18 protein-coding genes are annotated in these 19,494 nt (G+C 39.1%); 11 read left to right on the forward strand and 7 right to left on the reverse strand.

The window, feature by feature from the left end; all coding sequences use genetic code 11:
• Position 1 precedes the first annotated feature (1 nt).
• Both dapF and F2A31_RS04570 read left to right on the forward strand, forming a co-directional pair.
• On the forward strand, positions 2–856 hold the full coding sequence (gene dapF / locus F2A31_RS04565; protein ID WP_150025387.1) for a diaminopimelate epimerase: 855 nt from the start codon (positions 2–4) through the stop codon (positions 854–856).
• Between the two features lie 59 nt (positions 857–915).
• Positions 916–1,530, forward strand: a complete 615-nt coding sequence (locus F2A31_RS04570) for an alpha/beta fold hydrolase (protein ID WP_215899260.1) — start codon at positions 916–918, stop codon at positions 1,528–1,530.
• Here F2A31_RS04570 and F2A31_RS04575 read toward each other — a convergent pair.
• Positions 1,527–2,138, reverse strand: coding sequence for a LysE family translocator (locus F2A31_RS04575; RefSeq protein ID WP_150025389.1), 612 nt, complete (start codon positions 2,136–2,138; stop codon positions 1,527–1,529). The genes F2A31_RS04570 and F2A31_RS04575 overlap by 4 nt on opposite strands.
• Positions 2,139–2,295: 157 nt before the next feature.
• On the opposite strand from F2A31_RS04575, the gene F2A31_RS04580 reads away from it, so the two are divergent.
• The 7 genes from F2A31_RS04580 to gyrA all read left to right on the forward strand — a co-directional run bounded on the left by F2A31_RS04580 (position 2,296) and on the right by gyrA (position 11,250).
• Complete coding sequence (locus F2A31_RS04580; RefSeq protein ID WP_171490631.1) at positions 2,296–3,183, forward strand: tyrosine recombinase XerC; 888 nt, start codon at positions 2,296–2,298, stop codon at positions 3,181–3,183.
• 438 nt (positions 3,184–3,621) lie between these two features.
• Positions 3,622–4,371 (forward strand): electron transfer flavoprotein subunit beta/FixA family protein, encoded by a 750-nt coding sequence (locus tag F2A31_RS04585; protein ID WP_150025391.1) that lies wholly within the window; start codon positions 3,622–3,624, stop codon positions 4,369–4,371.
• 12 nt (positions 4,372–4,383) lie between these two features.
• On the forward strand, positions 4,384–5,319 hold the full coding sequence (locus F2A31_RS04590; RefSeq protein WP_150025392.1) for an FAD-binding protein: 936 nt from the start codon (positions 4,384–4,386) through the stop codon (positions 5,317–5,319).
• Positions 5,320–5,396: 77 nt separating this feature from the next.
• Complete coding sequence (locus F2A31_RS04595; protein WP_150025393.1) at positions 5,397–6,239, forward strand: helix-turn-helix transcriptional regulator; 843 nt, start codon at positions 5,397–5,399, stop codon at positions 6,237–6,239.
• Between the two features lie 90 nt (positions 6,240–6,329).
• The gene (locus F2A31_RS04600; protein ID WP_150025394.1) at positions 6,330–7,286 is read left to right on the forward strand and encodes an MBL fold metallo-hydrolase; all 957 of its coding nucleotides are present in this window, start codon (positions 6,330–6,332) and stop codon (positions 7,284–7,286) included.
• A gap of 239 nt (positions 7,287–7,525) precedes the next feature.
• Complete coding sequence (locus F2A31_RS04605) at positions 7,526–8,173, forward strand: hypothetical protein (protein ID WP_150025395.1); 648 nt, start codon at positions 7,526–7,528, stop codon at positions 8,171–8,173.
• A gap of 344 nt (positions 8,174–8,517) precedes the next feature.
• Positions 8,518–11,250, forward strand: a complete 2,733-nt coding sequence (gene gyrA / locus F2A31_RS04615) for a DNA gyrase subunit A (protein WP_150025396.1) — start codon at positions 8,518–8,520, stop codon at positions 11,248–11,250.
• A 24-nt stretch (positions 11,251–11,274) separates the two neighbouring features.
• Here gyrA and F2A31_RS04620 read toward each other — a convergent pair whose 3' ends face one another.
• Genes F2A31_RS04620 through F2A31_RS04635 form a run of 4 tightly spaced genes read right to left on the reverse strand, consistent with a single transcriptional unit; the run spans position 11,275 to position 16,187 of the window.
• Positions 11,275–12,387, reverse strand: coding sequence for an ABC transporter permease (locus F2A31_RS04620; protein ID WP_150025397.1), 1,113 nt, complete (start codon positions 12,385–12,387; stop codon positions 11,275–11,277).
• The gene (locus F2A31_RS04625; protein WP_150025398.1) at positions 12,384–13,514 is read right to left on the reverse strand and encodes an ABC transporter permease; all 1,131 of its coding nucleotides are present in this window, start codon (positions 13,512–13,514) and stop codon (positions 12,384–12,386) included. The genes F2A31_RS04620 and F2A31_RS04625 overlap by 4 nt, the downstream gene beginning before the upstream one ends.
• 3 nt (positions 13,515–13,517) lie before the next feature.
• On the reverse strand, positions 13,518–14,678 hold the full coding sequence (locus tag F2A31_RS04630) for an HlyD family secretion protein (protein WP_150025399.1): 1,161 nt from the start codon (positions 14,676–14,678) through the stop codon (positions 13,518–13,520).
• A 12-nt stretch (positions 14,679–14,690) separates the two neighbouring features.
• Positions 14,691–16,187, reverse strand: a complete 1,497-nt coding sequence (locus tag F2A31_RS04635; RefSeq protein ID WP_150025400.1) for a TolC family protein — start codon at positions 16,185–16,187, stop codon at positions 14,691–14,693.
• Positions 16,188–16,534: 347 nt separating this feature from the next.
• On the opposite strand from F2A31_RS04635, the gene serC reads away from it, so the two are divergent.
• Positions 16,535–17,614 carry a 3-phosphoserine/phosphohydroxythreonine transaminase gene (gene serC / locus F2A31_RS04640; RefSeq protein WP_150025401.1) on the forward strand — a complete coding sequence of 360 codons (1,080 nt, stop codon included), beginning with the start codon at positions 16,535–16,537 and terminating at the stop codon, positions 17,612–17,614.
• A gap of 77 nt (positions 17,615–17,691) precedes the next feature.
• On the opposite strand, the gene F2A31_RS15760 is transcribed toward serC, so the two are convergent.
• Positions 17,692–17,835, reverse strand: coding sequence for a hypothetical protein (locus tag F2A31_RS15760; protein WP_004757630.1), 144 nt, complete (start codon positions 17,833–17,835; stop codon positions 17,692–17,694).
• A 35-nt stretch (positions 17,836–17,870) separates the two neighbouring features.
• The gene (locus F2A31_RS04645; protein WP_150025402.1) at positions 17,871–18,809 is read right to left on the reverse strand and encodes a hypothetical protein; all 939 of its coding nucleotides are present in this window, start codon (positions 18,807–18,809) and stop codon (positions 17,871–17,873) included.
• A gap of 210 nt (positions 18,810–19,019) precedes the next feature.
• Between F2A31_RS04645 and F2A31_RS04650 the strand changes: the two genes are divergently transcribed.
• On the forward strand, positions 19,020–19,490 hold the full coding sequence (locus tag F2A31_RS04650) for a YaiI/YqxD family protein (protein WP_150025403.1): 471 nt from the start codon (positions 19,020–19,022) through the stop codon (positions 19,488–19,490).
• Positions 19,491–19,494: the final 4 nt, after the last annotated feature.

The following is a 19,494-nucleotide window of genomic DNA, read 5'->3' on the forward strand; positions in this document are numbered from 1 at the left end:
GATGTTTTTAGAATTTACCAAAATGCATGGTTTGGGCAATGATTTTATGGTCGTTGATCTCATCACCCAGCGAGCTTATCTAGATACCGTGACGATTCAACGTTTAGCAGATCGTCATTTTGGAGTGGGGTTCGATCAACTTTTAATTGTTGAACCACCCGATTTTCCAGATGTAGATTTTAAATATCGAATTTTTAATGCGGATGGTTCCGAAGTTGAACAATGCGGAAATGGGGTTCGTTGTTTTGCACGTTTTGTGCATGAACGCCGTTTAACCACGAAAACTAAAATTCGTGTACAGACCAAAGCGGGTATCGTAGAGCCTGAGTTGGGTGCCAATGGTTGGGTTCGTGTGAATATGGGGCCACCCAAATTTCTTCCAGACGAGATTCCGTTTGTAACTCAAGTCGATGAAGATATTGAGGGGTTATATTCCTTAGAGCTTGCTGATGACAAGAGCATCAATATTGATGTGGTCAATATGGGTAATCCGCATGCAGTGACGATTGTTCCAGATGTACTAACCGCTGATGTAGCTGGAATTGGTCCACAAGTTGAATCGCATGTACGCTTTCCAGAGCGAGTCAATGCAGGCTTTATGCAAATTTTGGATGAAAAGCACGTGCGTTTACGCGTGTTTGAGCGTGGTGTTGGTGAGACCTTAGCTTGTGGTACAGGTGCATGTGCTGCAGCTGTAAGTGGTATGCGTCGTGGTTTACTTGCGAGTGAGGTTGAAGTTCAACTTGCAGGTGGTAAGTTGCATATTGCATGGCGTGAAGGTGATGTCGTCTGGATGACGGGTCCAACTGCATATGTATATGAAGGGCGTTTGGATTTACGTTATTTCCAATCTTAATGCACTTAAGAGCACTAGATTATGGTGCTCTTTTTTATTTTAATAGTTTGAAGTTACTGATGAAGAATAAAATTATTTTTTTACCGGGTGCATCTGGCGATCTAAATTTTTGGCAACCTGTAAGTGATTTGTTGCCTGATAGATATGACAAAGAAATTATAGGTTATCCGTCATTTGGTTGTGTTGAAGCAGATAAAAATATAGAAAGCTTCGAGGCATTGATTGATTATGTGATCGGAAAAGTTCAACAAGAATGTGTGATTGTCGCTCAATCCATGGGTGGGATTTTTGCAGTGGCCTCTGCTTTAACGAAACCTGAATGGGTAAAAGGATTAGTATTGGTTGCCACGTCTGGTGGTATTCCGCTGGAGCCTTTTGATGTTCAAGATTGGCGTGAAGGGTATAGCCAGCATTATTTACAATATCCAGATTGGTTTGTGACAGCCAATATTGATTTTGATGCTGAGTTAGGTTCAATTGATATTCCAGTATTGTTATTGTGGGGAGACCAAGATCCATTGAGTCCACCCACTGTCGGGGAATATTTAAATCAATGCTTTCCAAATGCTGAACTGCACATTATAAAGGATGGTGATCATCAGTTTGCTCATACACATGCACAGCAGGTAGCAGCATATATTGATATTTATTTGAATCGTCACAATTCAAATTAACGTTTACTAAACGCAAGTTTGAGTGCAAACAGAATAAAAATACTACCTGTAATTCGATCCATATAGCGAATAAATTTGGGTTGTTTCAAGTAATGAGAAACCGTTTGCATGGCATAGATCAGGAACATCGACCAGATAAAACCAATGATTACATGAATCATTACTAACCCCATCGTCCAAGCAATTGGTGAGGCGGATTGTGGAATAAACTGGGGTAGAAATGAAATATAAAAAATACCAACTTTAGGATTCAGTAAATTACCTAAAAAACCTTTAACAAACCAGTTCTGAGTTGAGTGAGTAGTTTCTGTATTTGTAAGTTGTGCGCGAGGTTTTAGGAGCATATTGAGCCCAAGCCATGCAAGATAGAATGCACCCATCCATTTTAAAATGTTAAAAGCCAGATCAGAAGTCATTAATAATGCCCCTAAACCGCCAGCCACGATGAGTCCCCAAGCAATACACCCTAAGTTAATTCCCAATGCTGCTTGAAAGGCTTTTAATTTACCTTCGAGTGTTGCAGTACGAATAATCAAGGTCGTATCTAGACCAGGAGTGATCGTGAGGAGGGTAATTGCGATTAGATAAGGGATTAGAATTGTTGTCATGGCAGTGGGCTAAAGTCTAATGCTTGAAATTTATTGTATTACAAATAAGCGATGATCTTCGAGATTTGTATAATACAAAGAACAAAGATTGCTAGAATATCACGATGGAGTAAATAGGATGGAGAATGACTTGGAAACTCCTGAAAAGCTGTTGTCAATGTGGTTAAAAGAAAGAGTGATTCAAAATCAGTCAGCGCATACGATTTCAGCTTATCAACGTGATCTAGCTGATTTCTTTAAATTTTGTGAATATAAACAGTTACAGTTAGAAGATGTTGAAGCATCCGATTTAAGAGAGTATTTGGCATCTCGGGTAGAGCAGGACCAATTGAGCTCTAGTAGTTTGCAACGACATTTGACTTCTATTCGTCAATTTATGAAATGGGCAGCGCAAGGACGATACCTACAGCATAATCCATCCGCTGATTTTAAGTTAAAGCGTCAACCTAGACCTTTACCGGGTATGGTTGATATTGAAACGATCAATCAAATCTTAGATCAGACTGCACCAGAGAAACTGATTGACCAACAACTATGGCTACGAGATAAAGCCATGCTGGAACTTTTATATTCGAGTGGGTTACGTTTGGCTGAATTGCAAGGCTTGGCCATCAAAGATATTGATTTTAATCGCCAACTATTGCGTATCACAGGTAAGGGCAATAAAACCCGAATCGTCCCTTTCGGACTCAAAGCAAAACAAAGTTTAATTGAATGGCTGAAAATTTATCGCATTTGGCAAGGTGGTTTTATGGCGGACTCGGCGGTGTTTATCTCACAGCAGGGACGTGCCTTGATGCCGAGGCAAATTGAAAATCGAGTGAAATTACAAGCTCAGCGCGCAGGGGTGAATGTTGACTTACATCCACACTTGTTAAGACATTGTTTTGCGAGTCATATGCTTTCAGCAAGTGGAGATTTGCGTTCTGTACAGGAAATGTTAGGGCATAGCAATTTATCTACTACACAAATATATACCCATGTAGACTTTGATCAGTTAGCAAAAGTTTATGATCAAGCTCATCCTCGAGCGCAAAAAAGTTAATTCTTGATATATTATGTTGCAAAATTGCTTATTTAATAGTCGATGAATTTTCCACTTTCTCTAGAAAGTTTCTTAAATCATGACGCTTACTTTATTGCCAATTTTTATATAAAGTTGAAGTCTGTTTAACGTGATAAGAAATGATCCGTCACAGATCATTATAAATTGAAGAATAAAGTTTGAATTAGGTCTTTGAATTATTTAAAAGATTATAAAAATCAATGTGTAATATTTATTATATTGATAAACTAAAACCAATAAATGAATAGTTGTTTCAAATTAGTGAACTGGGCATTTCATCTTTTTTATTGCACTAGCGGAAATTGTGACTTGACCGAAATGCCAAATACATTGCAAGATAGGGCACCTAAAAAGTTTCATTCGAAGAGTTAGAATACTCTTTACTACATTTACTTGCTTAGAACAGCCGAGGATTACATGAAGGCTCTTGTTGCTGTAAAACGTGTGGTTGATGCCAACGTTAAAGTTCGTGTTAAGCCGGACAATAGTGGGGTTGACCTTACTAACGTTAAAATGTCTATCAACCCATTCTGTGAAATCGCAGTTGAAGAAGCGGTTCGCTTAAAAGAAAAAGGGACGGTTACAGAAATCGTTGTTGTTTCAGTGGGTACTAAAGATGCGCAAGAACAACTTCGTTCTGCAATGGCTTTAGGTGCTGACCGTGGTATTTTAGTTGAAACTGCTGATGAAGTTGGCGCTTTAGAAGTTGCTAAAATCTTGAAAGGCGTAGTAGATGCTGAGAAACCAGAACTTATCCTTCTTGGTAAACAAGCGATTGATGATGACTCTAACCAAGTAGGTCAAATGCTTGGCGCTTTACTTGGCGCTGGTCAAGGTACTTTCGCATCAGAAGTTAAAGTTGATGGTGGTAAAGTTCAAGTAACTCGTGAAATCGACGGTGGTTTACAAACTGTTGAGCTTGGTCTTCCAGCAATCATTACAACTGACTTACGTTTGAATGAGCCACGTTATGCTGCGCTTCCAAACATTATGAAAGCGCGTAAAAAGCCGCTTGATACTAAGTCTCCTGCTGATTTTGGCGTTACAACAGGCACTAAACTTAAAACAATTAAAGTTGAAGCACCTGCTGAACGTAAAGCTGGCGTACAAGTGAAGTCTGTGGACGAGCTTGTTGAAAAATTGAAAAATGAAGCGAAAGTGATCTAAGGGAGTAAAATCATGAGTATTTTAGTTATCGCAGATCACAACAACCAAACTTTGAATGGCGCAACATTAAACGTTGTTGCGGCAGCTCAAAAAATCGGTGGTGATATTACTGTATTAGTTGCTGGTTCTGGCGCTCAAGCAGTTGCTGACGCTGCTGCTAAAGTTGCTGGCGTAAGCAAAGTATTACTTGCTGACAATGCTGCTTATGCAAACCAACTTGCTGAAAACGTTGCTGGCTTAGTTGCTGACATCGCGAAAGGTGGTTACAAATACGTATTAGCTGCTTCTACAACAACTGGTAAGAACCTTCTTCCACGTGTTGCTGCGCTTCTAGATGTAAGCATGATCACAGACATCATTTCTGTTGAATCTGCAAACACTTTCAAGCGTCCTATCTATGCAGGTAACGCAATCGCAACTGTTCAATCTGACGAAGCAATCATCGTTGGTACAGTTCGTGGTACTGCATTTGATGCGGTTGCTGCTGAAGGTGGTTCTGCTGCAGTTGAAGCTGTTGCTGAAGCAAATGATGCTGGTATTTCTAAGTTTGTTAGCGAAGAAATCGTGAAACTTGATCGTCCAGAATTAACTGCTGCACGTATCGTTGTTTCTGGTGGTCGTGGTGTAGGTTCTGGTGAGAACTATCACAAAGTACTTGATCCATTAGCTGATAAGCTTGGTGCAGCACAAGGTGCTTCACGTGCTGCGGTTGATGCTGGTTTCGTACCAAATGACTTCCAAGTAGGTCAAACTGGTAAAATCGTTGCGCCTGACCTTTACATGGCGATCGGTATCTCAGGTGCAATCCAACACTTGGCTGGTATGAAAGATTCTAAAGTTATTGTTGCAATCAACAAAGACGAAGAAGCGCCAATCAACAGCGTTGCTGACTACTGGTTAGTTGGTGATTTGAACACTGTTGTTCCAGAGTTGGTTAGCAAGCTGTAATTTACAGTCTGCCACTTATTCAAGAAAACGCCCTTGTGCTATAAATTGCGCAAGGGCGTTTTCTTATGGGTTTTCGGATGAATATTGATTCTGCTGGTGAAATACAGGCACAGCATTTACATCGCTCTCTAGTCAGATTGGCCTTAGCTGATATGGCTCGTGATTATCTGTGCATTCGAGCGAAAAATCAGCATGGACTTTCAAATATTCAAGTGAATCAGTTGCACATGGGGATAATTTTGTATGGGCAACAACAAATAAAGCTGTATAGCCAGCAGGTGAACCTTAGTGCAGGTGATCTGTTTATTATCAAGCCAGATACAGTGGCTGATACAGTCAATATACCGGACCCGGAAACAGGCGAATATTTGACGATTCTGTTACCTATGTGTGAAGAGGTCATTCTCGCTGCGCAAATGATTTGGGCTAAACCAGTTACCGATAAAACCGATACGATTCTCCATTTTTCAATTAATGATTTTTCTCCCCATTTGCATGAGTGGCAAGCTGCTTTATTTGAGCAAGATCTAGTAAAAGCACGTTTATGTATAGCGGCAATACTGGTGCAGCTATGCCAGCAGCAGTGTTCAGATGTACTTATTGTTCCTCCTCCAAAACTCTCCCAACAGATTTACCAGTGGGTATTCGAACATCCACAGCATCAATGGCAATCTAGTGAAATTGAAGCTCGCTTAGGGGTAAGTAGTGCCACATTACGCCGTAAACTTAGTCAGGAACACAGCTCTTTAAGAGAAATTATCACTCATGCGCGTCTCGCCTATGCATTGGAACTGTTATATACAAACAAGTTACCAATGAAGACCATTGCAGCACGATCAGGCTATCAATCGGTTGCGACCTTTCGAGAGCGCTTTATACGGCGTTATGAGGTTGATCCTGCTATTTTATCTTTGTATTAAGCTAAATTGAGCGATTCACGTCGATGATTGAGCGATTTTGATCACTAAAAATAGTTAGATTGAAAACAATCTAATATCGAGGTGATAAATATGAAATTATTGAAGCCAATCTTGATTGCATTACTTTTTAGTGCCGTTACAGTACATGCGGAATCTAGCTCACAGCTAAAGCAGGTGCCAGGTTATTTCTTACAACCGATTGGCAATTTGAAAGTCACAGCTCTATTTGATGGTGAGTTTGGCTTGCCCCGTAGTGATTTACTAGGAATTTCATCAGAAAAAGCCAATCAGTTATTTGCAGAAAGTTTTGTGCCTGTCGATGAGCATAATCAGATTGTGACCAATTTTTCCGCTTATCTGGTGCAAACCCCGACTCAGAACATTTTAATTGATGCAGGCACTGCAAAATGTTTTGGTCCAAGCTTGGGTCATGTCCCTGAAAATTTAAAAAAGGCCGGTGTACAACCTAATCAGATTGATACGGTTTTAATTACCCATGCTCATCCTGATCATTTATGTGGAATTAGCTTAGATGGAAAAATGCTTTATCCTAATGCCAAAGTCTATCTGGCTAAAGAAGATGTGGATTACTGGACATCTACCCGAAATGAAGCAAAAGCTAGTAACTTCTTTAAACCTTTATTCAAAATGACGCGAGATGCATTAAAACCTTATCAGCAAGCAGGGCAATTGGTTGCTTTTAGTAAAGCTTCTTTTAATGTACCGAATGTGCAATTGATTACAACACATGGTCATACTGAAGGTCATTCTTCTTATCTGGTGGACGGACAGAATGGGCAGAAATTTTTAGGCTTAGGTGATGTGGTACATTATGCCGCCGTACAATTTCCATACCCTGAAGCCAGCTATAAACCAGATACTGATTCTAAACGTGCTATAGCAGTGCGTAAAAATATCTTTGAGCAAGCTTATCAAAACCAATGGTGGATTGGGGCTGCGCATGTGGCTTTCCCTGGGATTGGTCATATCGGTAAGAATGCCAAGGGGTATCAATGGATTCCAGCACAGTATCGTTCAGAAAATTAATGAGGACAGGGGTAATATAGGGCTGTTTTTAAGTTGAGTCCTCCTGTTGAGTTCAAAAGTTTTGAGATTGATCATTTCTTTTATAGAGCTATATTTTTATTTTAAAGTATTGATTTATATTGAGTCGATTTGAATTATCCTTCATGGAGATATTTCAATTAAGTTGAAAAAGTGTACTTTATAGTACACTTTTGTTAAAATAGAGACTTCGATCCGTATTGGATAGGTTTTCTCCCCGAATGAAATTTGATTTTCGCTTTAATTCTGTAGCGCTGGTTCTGTGCACGCTTTTGTTGGCGATTTTATATTTTGCTTTGACTCATGTTTCAGTATTAGCAACTTTGAATGTGCACTTTATTGAAAATTTTCAGGCAATTTTATTGCTGATCTGTGTGCCATTTACTTGGTTTTATATGAAACCTAAAACACTCACCGAACAGAAGAAATGGTTCTGGCTGTGGGCGATGGCATGGTGGTTGATGTTCTTTGGACGAAGTATTAGCTGGGGGCGTGATTATTTCCCTGAAGTTCCACATTTGTATTTTAGAATGATTTCGATTGTCGTGATTGCTCCCGTAGTCTTTATGTTGTTTTCATCAAAATTACGCGCTGAAATTAAATACAAATTTCAATCGGTCAAATTTCCATTCTGGTATTTAATTATCGCAGTTACCTCGTTACTCTTTGCAGATAGTGTTGAACATCATCGTTTCATTGATACGTGGCTGTTTAATAGTGCGATTAACCCAGATATAGTAGAAGAACTATATGAGTTGCCATTTATTCTTGCCTTATTTTGTTCAGCTTTTTATTTTATGCAAAAAGATAAAAAATCTGTCGTTAAGATCTCGATTCCACATCTGGAGTCGCGACAACTTTCTCAGTAAAACATTTATATTTAGCGTTTTAAGTTGATTGTTTGCTGACTCTTGTATTCTGTTGAAAGGATGACGTATCTGACAAGGATTGTTGATCTTTTATCCAAAAAGGTATTTTTTCTTTTTTTATCGTGATTTTTAGAATCTAGTAATTTTAAGTCTTTAATATCTATATGGTTTTTATTGTAAAAAAATGCTAATTTCACCAAGCTAAATTCCCTGTTAATCAGTTGTCTATGCTATAATTCTCCGCTGTATTTTTTATTTTTGGTTCAAGTTTTTTGAACTGAATTTTTGCAAGATTGAAGACATAAAAACAGGTAGAGCCTTCTACTTGTAAACAAGGAGTATGCATGAGCGTATCGGAAATCAGACCGATTGCCATTGAGGACGAACTCAAGCATTCATATCTAGATTACGCAATGAGCGTAATTGTATCTCGTGCATTGCCAGATGTTAGAGACGGTCTAAAACCTGTTCATCGTCGTGTATTATTTGCAATGCATGAATTGGGCAATGATTATAACAAAGCGTACAAAAAGTCTGCCCGTGTTGTCGGGGATGTGATCGGTAAATATCACCCTCACGGTGATAGTGCTGTATACGAAACGATCGTCCGTATGGCACAGGACTTTAGCTTGCGCTACATGTTGGTTGATGGTCAAGGTAACTTTGGTTCTGTCGATGGGGATAGCGCGGCAGCCATGCGTTATACCGAAGTCCGTATGCAAAAGTTAACTCACGAGATCTTAGCAGACTTAGAAAAAGATACGGTTGACTGGGAAGATAACTACGATGGCTCTGAGCGTATTCCTCAGGTTATGCCAACACGTATTCCAAATCTTTTAATTAATGGTACCACCGGTATTGCAGTTGGTATGGCGACCAATATGGCGCCACACAATATGACTGAAGTCGTGAATGCTTGTTTGGCTTATGCAAATAATCCGAATATTTCTGTTGAAGGTTTGATGGAGCATATTACGGGTCCTGATTTTCCTACAGGTGGTATCATTTACGGTAAATCAGGTATTGTGGACGCCTACCGCACAGGTAAAGGTCGTTTGCATATCCGTGGTAAGTATCATTTCGAAGAAGACCAGAAATCAGGTCGTACGACGATTGTCTTTACGGAAATTCCGTATCAGGTCAATAAAGCAAAAACCATTGAACGTATTGCTGAACTTGTCAAAGAAAAGAAACTCGAAGGTATTTCTGAGCTTCGTGATGAATCAGATAAAGAAGGGATGCGTATTGCAATCGATTTGAAGCGTGGAGAAAACGCTGAAGTCGTTGTGAATAATTTATTCTTGCATACTCAACTTCAAAATTCGTTCAGCATCAATATGGTTTGTCTAGACAACGGCCAGCCTAAATTGATGAACCTAAAAGATATTATTGCGGCATTTATTCGTCATCGCCAAGAAGTTGTGACGCGCCGTACTATGTTCGAATTACGTAAAGCACGCGAGCGTGGTCATATCTTAGAAGGGTTGACGGTTGCTTTAGCCAATATTGATGAGATTATTGAAACCATCAAAACTTCAGCAAACCCTGCTGAAGCGCGTGAGCGTTTACAAGCAGGAGAGTGGGCTGGCGGTGGTGTGGTTGCTTTGCTGGAAAAAGCAGGTGCAATTTCAGTTCGTCCAGATGAAATCGAAGGTGAAGATCCTGCTCGTCCATTTGGTTTAACTGGTGATGTTTATCGTTTATCACCGACACAAGTTGCAGCAATTCTTGAGCTTCGCCTACACCGTTTAACAGGTTTAGAACAAGATAAGTTACATGCTGAATATACTGAGATTTTAGGACAAATTGCAGAATTAACCGCAATTCTCAATGACTTTAACTTATTGATGAATGTGATTCGTGAAGAACTTGCTCTAATTTTACAGCAGTATGGTGATGGTCGCCGCACTGAAATTGTTGAGTCAGGTGTTGACTTCTGTCGTGAAGACTTAATTCCTGAAGAGCAAGTTGTATTGACTGTATCTCAAACGGGTTATGCAAAAACTCAACCGTTGTCAGATTACCAAGCTCAACGTCGTGGTGGTCGTGGTAAGTCCGCTACTGCAATGAAAGATGATGACATCATCCAACATTTGATTGTGGCGTCAAACCATGCAACTGTCTTGTGCTTTACTGATGTGGGTAAAGTTTATCGTTTACGTGTCTTCGAAGTACCTCAAGCATCTCGTGGTGCCAAAGGTCGTCCGATCATTAATTTATTACCTTTAGATGCGAATGAAGCTGTAACTGCAATCTTGCCGTTGACAGAGTTTCCAGAAAATCACTATGTATTTATGGCAACGGCCTCAGGTACGGTGAAACGTGTGGAATTGGCACAATTCAGTAATATCCGTGCCAATGGTTTACGTGCAATTGAACTGAATGAAGAGGATACCTTGATTGGTGTTGCGATTACTGATGGTAATCAGCAAATCATGCTGTTCTCGAATGAAGGTAAAGCAATTCGTTTTGCTGAAACTGATGTACGTGCAATGGGACGTACTGCGAAAGGTGTTCGCGGCATGCGAGTAACTTTAGCGGCTGCGGTGGATAGTGAAGACACAGATTTGGACAATGATGATTCGGATGATAATGATGATTCGTCTGATTCAAATGTATTGAGCCGTATCGTATCTCTCGTTGTTGTGCCTGAAACCGGTGAGGTGCTGTGTGCGAGTGCCAACGGTTATGGTAAACGTACTCCAGTGAATGACTTCCCGACCAAGAAGCGTGGTGGTAAGGGGGTAATTGCGATTAAGACCTCTGAACGTAATGGTGAGCTTGTCGGTGCGGTGTCAATCGATGAAACCAAAGAGCTTATGTTGATTTCTGATGGTGGTACTTTAGTCCGTACTCGTGCTGCCGAGGTCGCAATGACTGGGCGTAATGCACAAGGTGTCCGTTTAATTCGTCTCAGCGATGCAGAAACATTGGTTGGTGTTGTTTCAATTGATGCTGTTGAGGTAGAAGATGAGGATGAATTAGAGCTGATCGAAGGTGTAGAAAATCCAGAGGTGCAAACAGCAACTTCAGAGGAAGCTGCCGTAGAACCGAAAGATGATACGCCTGAAGCGTAAATCTATTCATCCTAAAAAAGGAAGCTATTTAGCTTCCTTTTTTATTGGCTTTATGATGACTAAACGGTAATAGGATAGTGCTAATAAGACTGCGCCAACTGTGCTGAGGTAAATAAGTTTGGGTACAACGATCGAGGTGGGTACACCCATTTGATTGAGTTGAACGAACATTTGGACACCGTGTGTAGATGGTAAAGTCCATGCAAACCACTGCATCCATTCAGGCATGGCTGCATGTGGCCATGCAGCGCCAGTCAATAAGAATAAAGGAATAGAAGTGACGACTACCAAATGTCCAACGCGTTCAGGCATATCGACGAGTGAACCAAGTAACATGCCAAGACCGATAACACAACTCACATAAATAGGAACTGCGAGGAGCATGCCCCAAAAGTTCCCTCCATGTGGATATTCATATAGCCAAAACGTGAAACCATATAAATAAAGGCTTCCTAAACCACTAATTGTAAGGATGGTTGCAAATATTGCCCAAAACTCAACGGGTTGAGCAGACCAGCCTTGCTCGCGATAACTCGCAATAAGCATGGCTAAACCAAGCAAAATAGTTTGATGAATGATTAGACTGGCAACAGCAGGGAAAATATAACTGCCATAACCTGATAAAGTGTTAAATAATGGAATATCATGGATTGGCATTTCAATTTCAAATTGGGAGGCTTCTCCAAATTTTTCCAAATGCTCTTTCAGTGTATATTCGATCGAGGTCGCAAGACCTGTAGCCGCTTCTTTAGTTTGTAAAAAATATGCCGTACTGAGATAAAGCCCAATCCCTCCCATTTCCCCGCGTCTGAGGCTTTGACTTAGATTTTCTGGAAGTAATAAGATCGCTTCAGCTTTTTGGTTTTTCACCATTTGTTCTGCTTCAAGGAAGTTCCCTGTGACAGCCTGTATCTGGATATGGGGGCTATTAGCAGTTTGACTAATAATTTTAGAGCTTAAAACACTTTGTTCCTCATCAACGATCACGATCGGAATATTTTCTGCAACTTGCGCTTTATAGGCGGTTGGATAGAAAAAGCTATACATGAGGATAGACGCAATCAGTGTGGTAAACACTGAATTATTCTTCACAATATTTTTGAAAGTTTGTTTGTAATAAAAGAAAAATGATTTCATGAGTGAATCTCCTGAACATTTTTCTTCAATAAACGAAGACTTAATAAGCTAAATATCACTGCAAAAACGAGCAGAATAATGAAGGGTATAACTGAAATAATGACATCACTTCCAATGACCCACTGCTCGGTTTGTAGTTTTGCATAGGGGGTAAAAGGAATAATCATTGACCACAATTGTGTAAATGCAGGGGCATTATTTAAGGGAAGTGTTACACCAGCGAAACTCATGGATGAGCCACCATAAAGTGCGATAAGACCAAAGCTTTTAGGCAGGTCTTTGGTTGCTAAAATAACGCTACTGCTCATCATGGCATAGGCAAAATAAAAGACAAACTGAGCGCTCAAAAGAAAGCTAAGTGAGCCTGCGATAAAATAGCCTTTGACTTGGGTGAGCCAGAACATCCAGCACCATGTCCAGAAACAGAAAATCAGCACATAAAATAAAATTTTTCCGAAAAATCGAGAAACAATCTGTGTTGAACCTAACCATTCTGCAAAGGTATGACGCTTAAATTCTTGCCCGATCGCAAATGCAATACAACAACATAGCAATAAATGGAGTACTGCAGGAACAATGAACGGTTCTAAAAATAGCTCATAACTCATGCTGGGGTTATACAGCATAGAGACTTTGACATGTGGTGTGGGAAATTCAGCATAAGGGATTTTATTAGCTAAATAACTATTACCTAAATAGTCGCCAATGGCATTGAGGGTACTACTTTGCATTGCTGAAGCAATGGTATTACCAATACTAAAAAAAGATTGGTTATACGCCATACTAATTTGAGTGTTTTTCGCCTGAACAAGCCGCTGCTCCGCACCTTCAGGAATGAAAACAAAACCCCAAACCTGAGTATTATTAATCATATGTTCAACTTCATCTTGACTTGAACTGATGGTTTTTACGCTTAGACTTGGGTTAATACTGAGGTTGTGAATGATTTGTCGACTTAACTGGCTTTGATCTTGATCAACAATGGCAATCGGTAAGTGCTCAGCTTTTCCAGCCGAAAGCATGCTGGTAAAAAAGATGATGATCAATAAAGGCATAATGATTGCCATAAATGCATCTACTTTATGGCATTTTAAATAACGCAACTCTCGAAGCATTGCAGCAAACATTGGTTATTTTGCCTCTTTAATTTTAAAGAGTACGCTCATTCCAACTTTAAGATCTGGAATAGATTGCTCTGGTACTAAGTGGAATTTAAAGCTGCGAATATCATAACCACCGGTTTGACGTGTGGTTTTAATAGTTGCAAAGTCACCTTCGACATCAATGTTCTTCACTTTAAATGTAACTTTTTGATTTAGTGCTGGTACGAAGCCTTCTAAAGTTTTGTTTTGATATACACTTTCATACATATCTTCACGGACATTTAAACTGACCCACATCTCATGATCTTCAATAATGCTGACGACAGGTACACCAGTTGCAACTAATTCTGTCGGTTTGCCATAGGTTTTCGATACTGTACCGTCGATAGGTGAATAGAGCTTGGTTTCTTCTGTCAATGCATTCGCTTCTTTGACCGCTGCTTGTGCCATGGCGACTTGTGCATCGGCTGTTGATTTTTGTTGTTCGGTGCTACCACGTTTAGCACGTGCATATTGTTGGTAAGATGCCTCGGCAGTTTCACGGGCAGAGGTTTGTGCCGCAAGCATTTCATCACGGCGTTGACGAGAAATCACACCTTGTTGATATAGGTTTTCACCCCTTTTATAGGTTGTTGCTGCCAGCTCTGCCTGCGTCTTTAAAGCTTGCCAGTTGGCATACAGAGTCTCAATATTTTCCTGTTGCGAACCACGATAAACTGTTGACTGGAATGCCATTGCACTTTGTAAGGCTGCTTTAGCTTGTTCTTTTTTTGCTTCAAGTTCAGGACTCACAAAGCGAATAAGCGCTTGTCCTTTTTTAACGACTTGCCCTTCAGTCACATAAAATTCTTCGATACGGCTTGGTACTTTGGTGCTGATATGTATCGTTTCAGCCTCTACACGTCCTTGCAATTCGACTGCTTGAGGTTGATATGCTTTCCACAAACCATATGCAATTAAGCCAAACAAAATAAATAGAATAATGAGACCAATAATTTTAGCTTTACCTTTCTGAGGTGGTTGCGCTGGTGGTTCTTGCGTATTCGATGGCGTAGTATTCTCAGTAGTCTTGGTTTGTTCTGTTGACGATGCTTGCTCATTTACGACGTTAGTTGTTTGAGTTTCATCCACTTTTTTCACGTTGTCTGTATCGCGTTCTGAATTGGATGGTGATTGATTTTGGCTCATAAATGTCTCCAATTAACGGATAAAGTCGGTACGTGGTTGATTAACATAGAGCTTAAACTCGTCAATCGAGCCATAGCTTTGAAGTAAAGTTGCTAAAGATAAAATATATTTATACGCATTGATTGCCATTTCACTTCTCAATGCATTCAATGCATTTTGTGCATCGATGACTTGAGTTGCAGTTCCCATACCTTCTTTAAAGGAAAGTTGTTGAATACGTAGATTCTCTTGTGCTGCTTTGGTGTTTTGAGCCAATAGTTGATGACTCGTTTGCGATGCATTCAATTCGCTATAGGATTTATACAGCACATTTTCAATTTCTTGCTTGGTACGTTCGGTCATGAGTTCTGCCGCATAACGTTTTAGTTCTGCTGCATGTACGTTTTTATTTTTATCGACACCAGAGAACAAATTGTATTTTGCCATAACGCCAATGATCCAATTTTCTTTCTCATCTAAACCATATTCACCAAAAGCAAAGACACTTGGCTTTTTAGCTGCTTGCTGAATTCGGACATTCTCATTGGCTAGTTGTGTGTCCATTTGCAGTTTTTTTATGAGGCTTGAATTCTGGTCGTAGTTTGCAAGTAGTTTGTCTAAGGAGTGATTTTGATCTGTATTTACGAACAGAGGAGTGCTCAGACTTAATGGTGCTTTAGTTTGCAATAAATTTTGTAAACTAAACTGACTTGCTTGTAGATTTGACTGTGCATTTTGATAGGTACGTTGCGCATTATTACGAGCAACTTCAAATTGCATGCGTTGTCCTTTATTTATAAAACCCTGCTTTTCTAACTTTAATGCATTGTCATAATGTTCTTGCATTGCATTTAAATTGAACAGACTGGTATTTAGTAATTGTTGTTGTAATTGCACATTAAAATAGGCTTGGATCATTTCAAAACGCTGAGAATCTTGTTGCTGCTTCTCACTGATGTCTGAACGCTTGGATTGAATACTGGCAATTTGTTTAGCACTATTAATTTTTCCGCCTGTATAAAGTGGCATGACCATAGAGACAGATGTTCTAACATCATGATCTTTAATAGTCACATCCAAGTTATTCGGTACTTTATTTAATCCATCACTGACGGTTTGATCAAAACCTTGGCTGACTTGATCAATGACTTCTGGGGGGAACACATTTTCCCATTGAGATAACTTGTCATCAAAACCACGTGTAAGTGAGTTTTCTAATCGGCGTTTACTTGACTCTAAAGGAACACTTGTTTCACTATGAAAAGAATAAGCACGTGCATTTAAATCAATTCGCGGAAGCCCTAAATGTTTGACAGCTTCCATCTCTAAGCGAGATGCTTGTTGAAGTGCCTGCTGGGCTTGAGTTGAATATGCATTTTCTACGACAAATTTCTCTGCTTCACTATAGCTGAGTGTCTGAGCAAGTGTAGATGTAGAAAATAAGGCATAACTGATTAAACTAATACAGAGACTTAGCTGTTTTGGAAACCGTGTGACCTTAGAACTCGGTCGATTATGTCGCTTCAACATTATGGTATGTCGCACTTTAATAATATCCTGAGTGAGTCTAAATTCTTTTTATAAAATTAAAATAATATGTTTTTAATTAAATAGTTATATTGCCGATGTTGGTGTATCAAATTTGTAAAAAGTAGAGTTTTTAATCTAAATAAATGTCCTTAAAATTGGTTTGTTGGGTTATAAATAAATAGAAAAAAGGGGGGAATTAAAATCTTAGAGACGCTCAAAGATGATTGAAAAAGTAATACGATTTAGATAATTAGATTGAAATATTTATTAGATAAGCTGCTGCAAGCTTCGCCAATCTGTGCTTAAATTCCTATCTCAATTTGTTTCACTTTGACAAGGGAAAATTCATGCGTGCTTATAATTTCTGCGCTGGTCCTGCTGCATTACCTACTGCCGTTTTAGAAAAAGCTCAACAAGAAATGTTGGATTGGCAGGGTAAGGGGCTGTCGATCATGGAAATGAGTCATCGTAGCAATGACTATGTTGCTGTTGCTGAGAAAGCTGAAGCAGATTTACGCAAGCTTATGAATATTCCTGATAACTATAAAGTGCTATTCTTACAAGGTGGTGCATCTCTCCAGTTCTCGGCAATTCCACTTAACTTGTTGGGTAAAAATAACAAAGCTGATTATATCCATACTGGGATTTGGTCTGAGAAAGCATTAAAAGAAGCAAAGCGCTACGGTGATGTGAATGTTGTAGAAGCAGCTACTTTGCTTGATGGTAAACATGCGATCACAGAACAAAGTACTTGGAATCTTTCAAATGATGCAGCATATGTACATTATGCTGATAATGAAACCATTGGTGGTTTACAGTTCGCAAATGTTCCAGATGTAAAAGCACCATTAGTTTGTGATTATTCTTCTAGTATTTTATCTGCGCCGATAGACGTAAATAAATTTGGGCTCATTTATGCAGGTGCACAAAAGAATATTGGTCCTGCTGGATTAACTATTGTGATTATCCGTGATGATTTGCTGGATCAAGCGAAACCAGAAATTCCTAGTATTCTAAAATATGCAGACCAAGCGAAGAATGGTTCAATGGTGAATACACCTGCAACTTATGCTTGGTATTTGGCTGGTTTAGTTTTTGAATGGTTGCTAGAACAGGGTGGGGTAGAAGCGATTCATAAAGTGAATCAAGAAAAAGCAAAACTGCTCTATGGTTATATCGATGCTAGTGATTTCTATAATAACCCGATTGCAGTTGCAAATCGTTCAATAATGAATGTCCCTTTCACCTTGGCAGATGAAGCATTGGAAAAGACCTTCTTGAAAGAAGCTGAAGCAAATCATTTGCTAAATTTAGCGGGACACCGTTCAGTGGGTGGTATGCGTGCAAGTATCTACAATGCTGTTCCATTGGAAGGTGTGCAGGCACTTGTGAACTTTATGGATGAATTTGCTAAACGTCATGGTTAAGTAATAAAGTTTATTTAAAATAAAAGCCCTCTAAACTGAGGGCTTTTATTATTTTACATTACGAATATGGTCAAAAATTAGAACAAGCCAACTTGATGAAAAATAAGTGCTGCTAAAAACATACCGAGTAGAAAAAAGCAATAAGCACCAACATCAAGTTTAAGACCTTGATCACTTGAATGAATAAGACTGGTGGTCGTTTGTTCTGGTATAATTTTCATTAGAACGCCTAAAATGCCATTTATGTGATTTTTTGTCACTTTAAAGCATTTTTAGCATAAATATTGGCCTGAATCCATAGGTTTCCACGAATATATTCGCCAATGTTAAAGTTTTTATACAAATCATTTTTAGTTGCGATACGAATGAGGATTGCAGGTAAATTATCTTCTAGAACTAAAGTGACATCATAAAGGGTATATTCATCTTGCATAAACTGCGTTGTAGTTTTACCAACAATATTACCTTGGAACCAGGCTTCATCTTCCTGACCTAATGTCTCACCAAATAAATAGGCGACCATTTTAGAAAAGTCAACAGTTACAGGTTCTTGATCTTCAGGTGTTTTTGGTTCCCATTCATTAATTAATTCTTGTAAGTTTTCAGGTGCAATTCCATTATGCTCAGCAAGAATTGCATTTAATGCTCTGTGATGTTTAATAGAAGCTGGATCATCAACAATGATTTTTTCATCTTCAGAAACGGCTTCTAATTCATATGCCCAAGCATTAAATTGGACTTGATAGGTGTGATTTTTATCATATTGACAGCGATTTACACTAAATAAATTATCAAATGCATAAATCACCGTATTTTTATTTAAATTTAAACGTAGTACTGCTTGTGTTGCTGAATTGCAGGTAATAATTCGTTCAATCTGTGCATCATATTTATATGGACTTTCAAAACTTGGAAATGCTGTTTTTAATGCACGAGGTTTTTGATCTTCTACTTCGATAATTTGATTAATTGAAATATTTTGATTACTTGGTCCTCGAATCAACCAAAATGATTGATCCATTTCTTGTTCATTTTCACAAAGTCCCATCGGCATGATGGGTGCATCAAGTGCTAACCCTAACCATTTGGGAACATCCGTTTCGGGTGTTTCAGTTAACAGATTCCAATGCTCAGCATGATTACCGAAATTTTGATCTTGAATTGTAATAGTTTCTGGACTGTTTTGATTTTTCATAAAGCACGATGCAAAAAGATTGAACTTAATCTATTTAATCGAGTGCAACTGTCATATTTCAAGTCTGGATATGTAATTCTACGAAAATTTATTTGTTTTATCTTGCAAGACCATAATCAGACGTGGAGGAGAGTAGGTTTATGATCATCACTCTACTTTTCCTGTAATCTGCTAAACTATATTTTTTTATTGTTGTGAGCGCTTATCAACGTGCTGCCATTTAAATTGTGGGTAGATGCGGATGCTTTACCCAAGATTTTACGTGAAGTAATTTTACGTGCATCGGATCGTTACCAACTTGAAGTCACTTTTGTTGCCAATCAAAATGTAGGGATCACGCCTTCAATCAGAATTAAATCAATTCAAGTGATGAGTGGAGCAGATCGAGCTGATCAGGAAATTGTAGATCGCATGCAGGAGAATGACATTGTCATTACACAAGATATTCCGCTTGCAGCTCAAGTGATTGAAAAGGGAGGAATTGCAATTCATCCGAGAGGTGAGATTTATACAACTGTGAATGTTAAGGCTCGATTACATTTACGTGATTTTATGGATACTTTACGTGGTGCAGGTGTACAAACGGGTGGACCGCCACCAATTTCAGAGCGAGATAAACGAGAATTTTCGAGTGCTCTAGATCAAACAATTCTAAAACAAAAACGCAAAACTGCTTGTTGAGCAA

Origin of the sequence: Acinetobacter suaedae, from assembly GCF_008630915.1 — a bacterium.
GTDB classification, from domain to species: Bacteria; Pseudomonadota; Gammaproteobacteria; order Pseudomonadales; family Moraxellaceae; genus Acinetobacter; species Acinetobacter suaedae.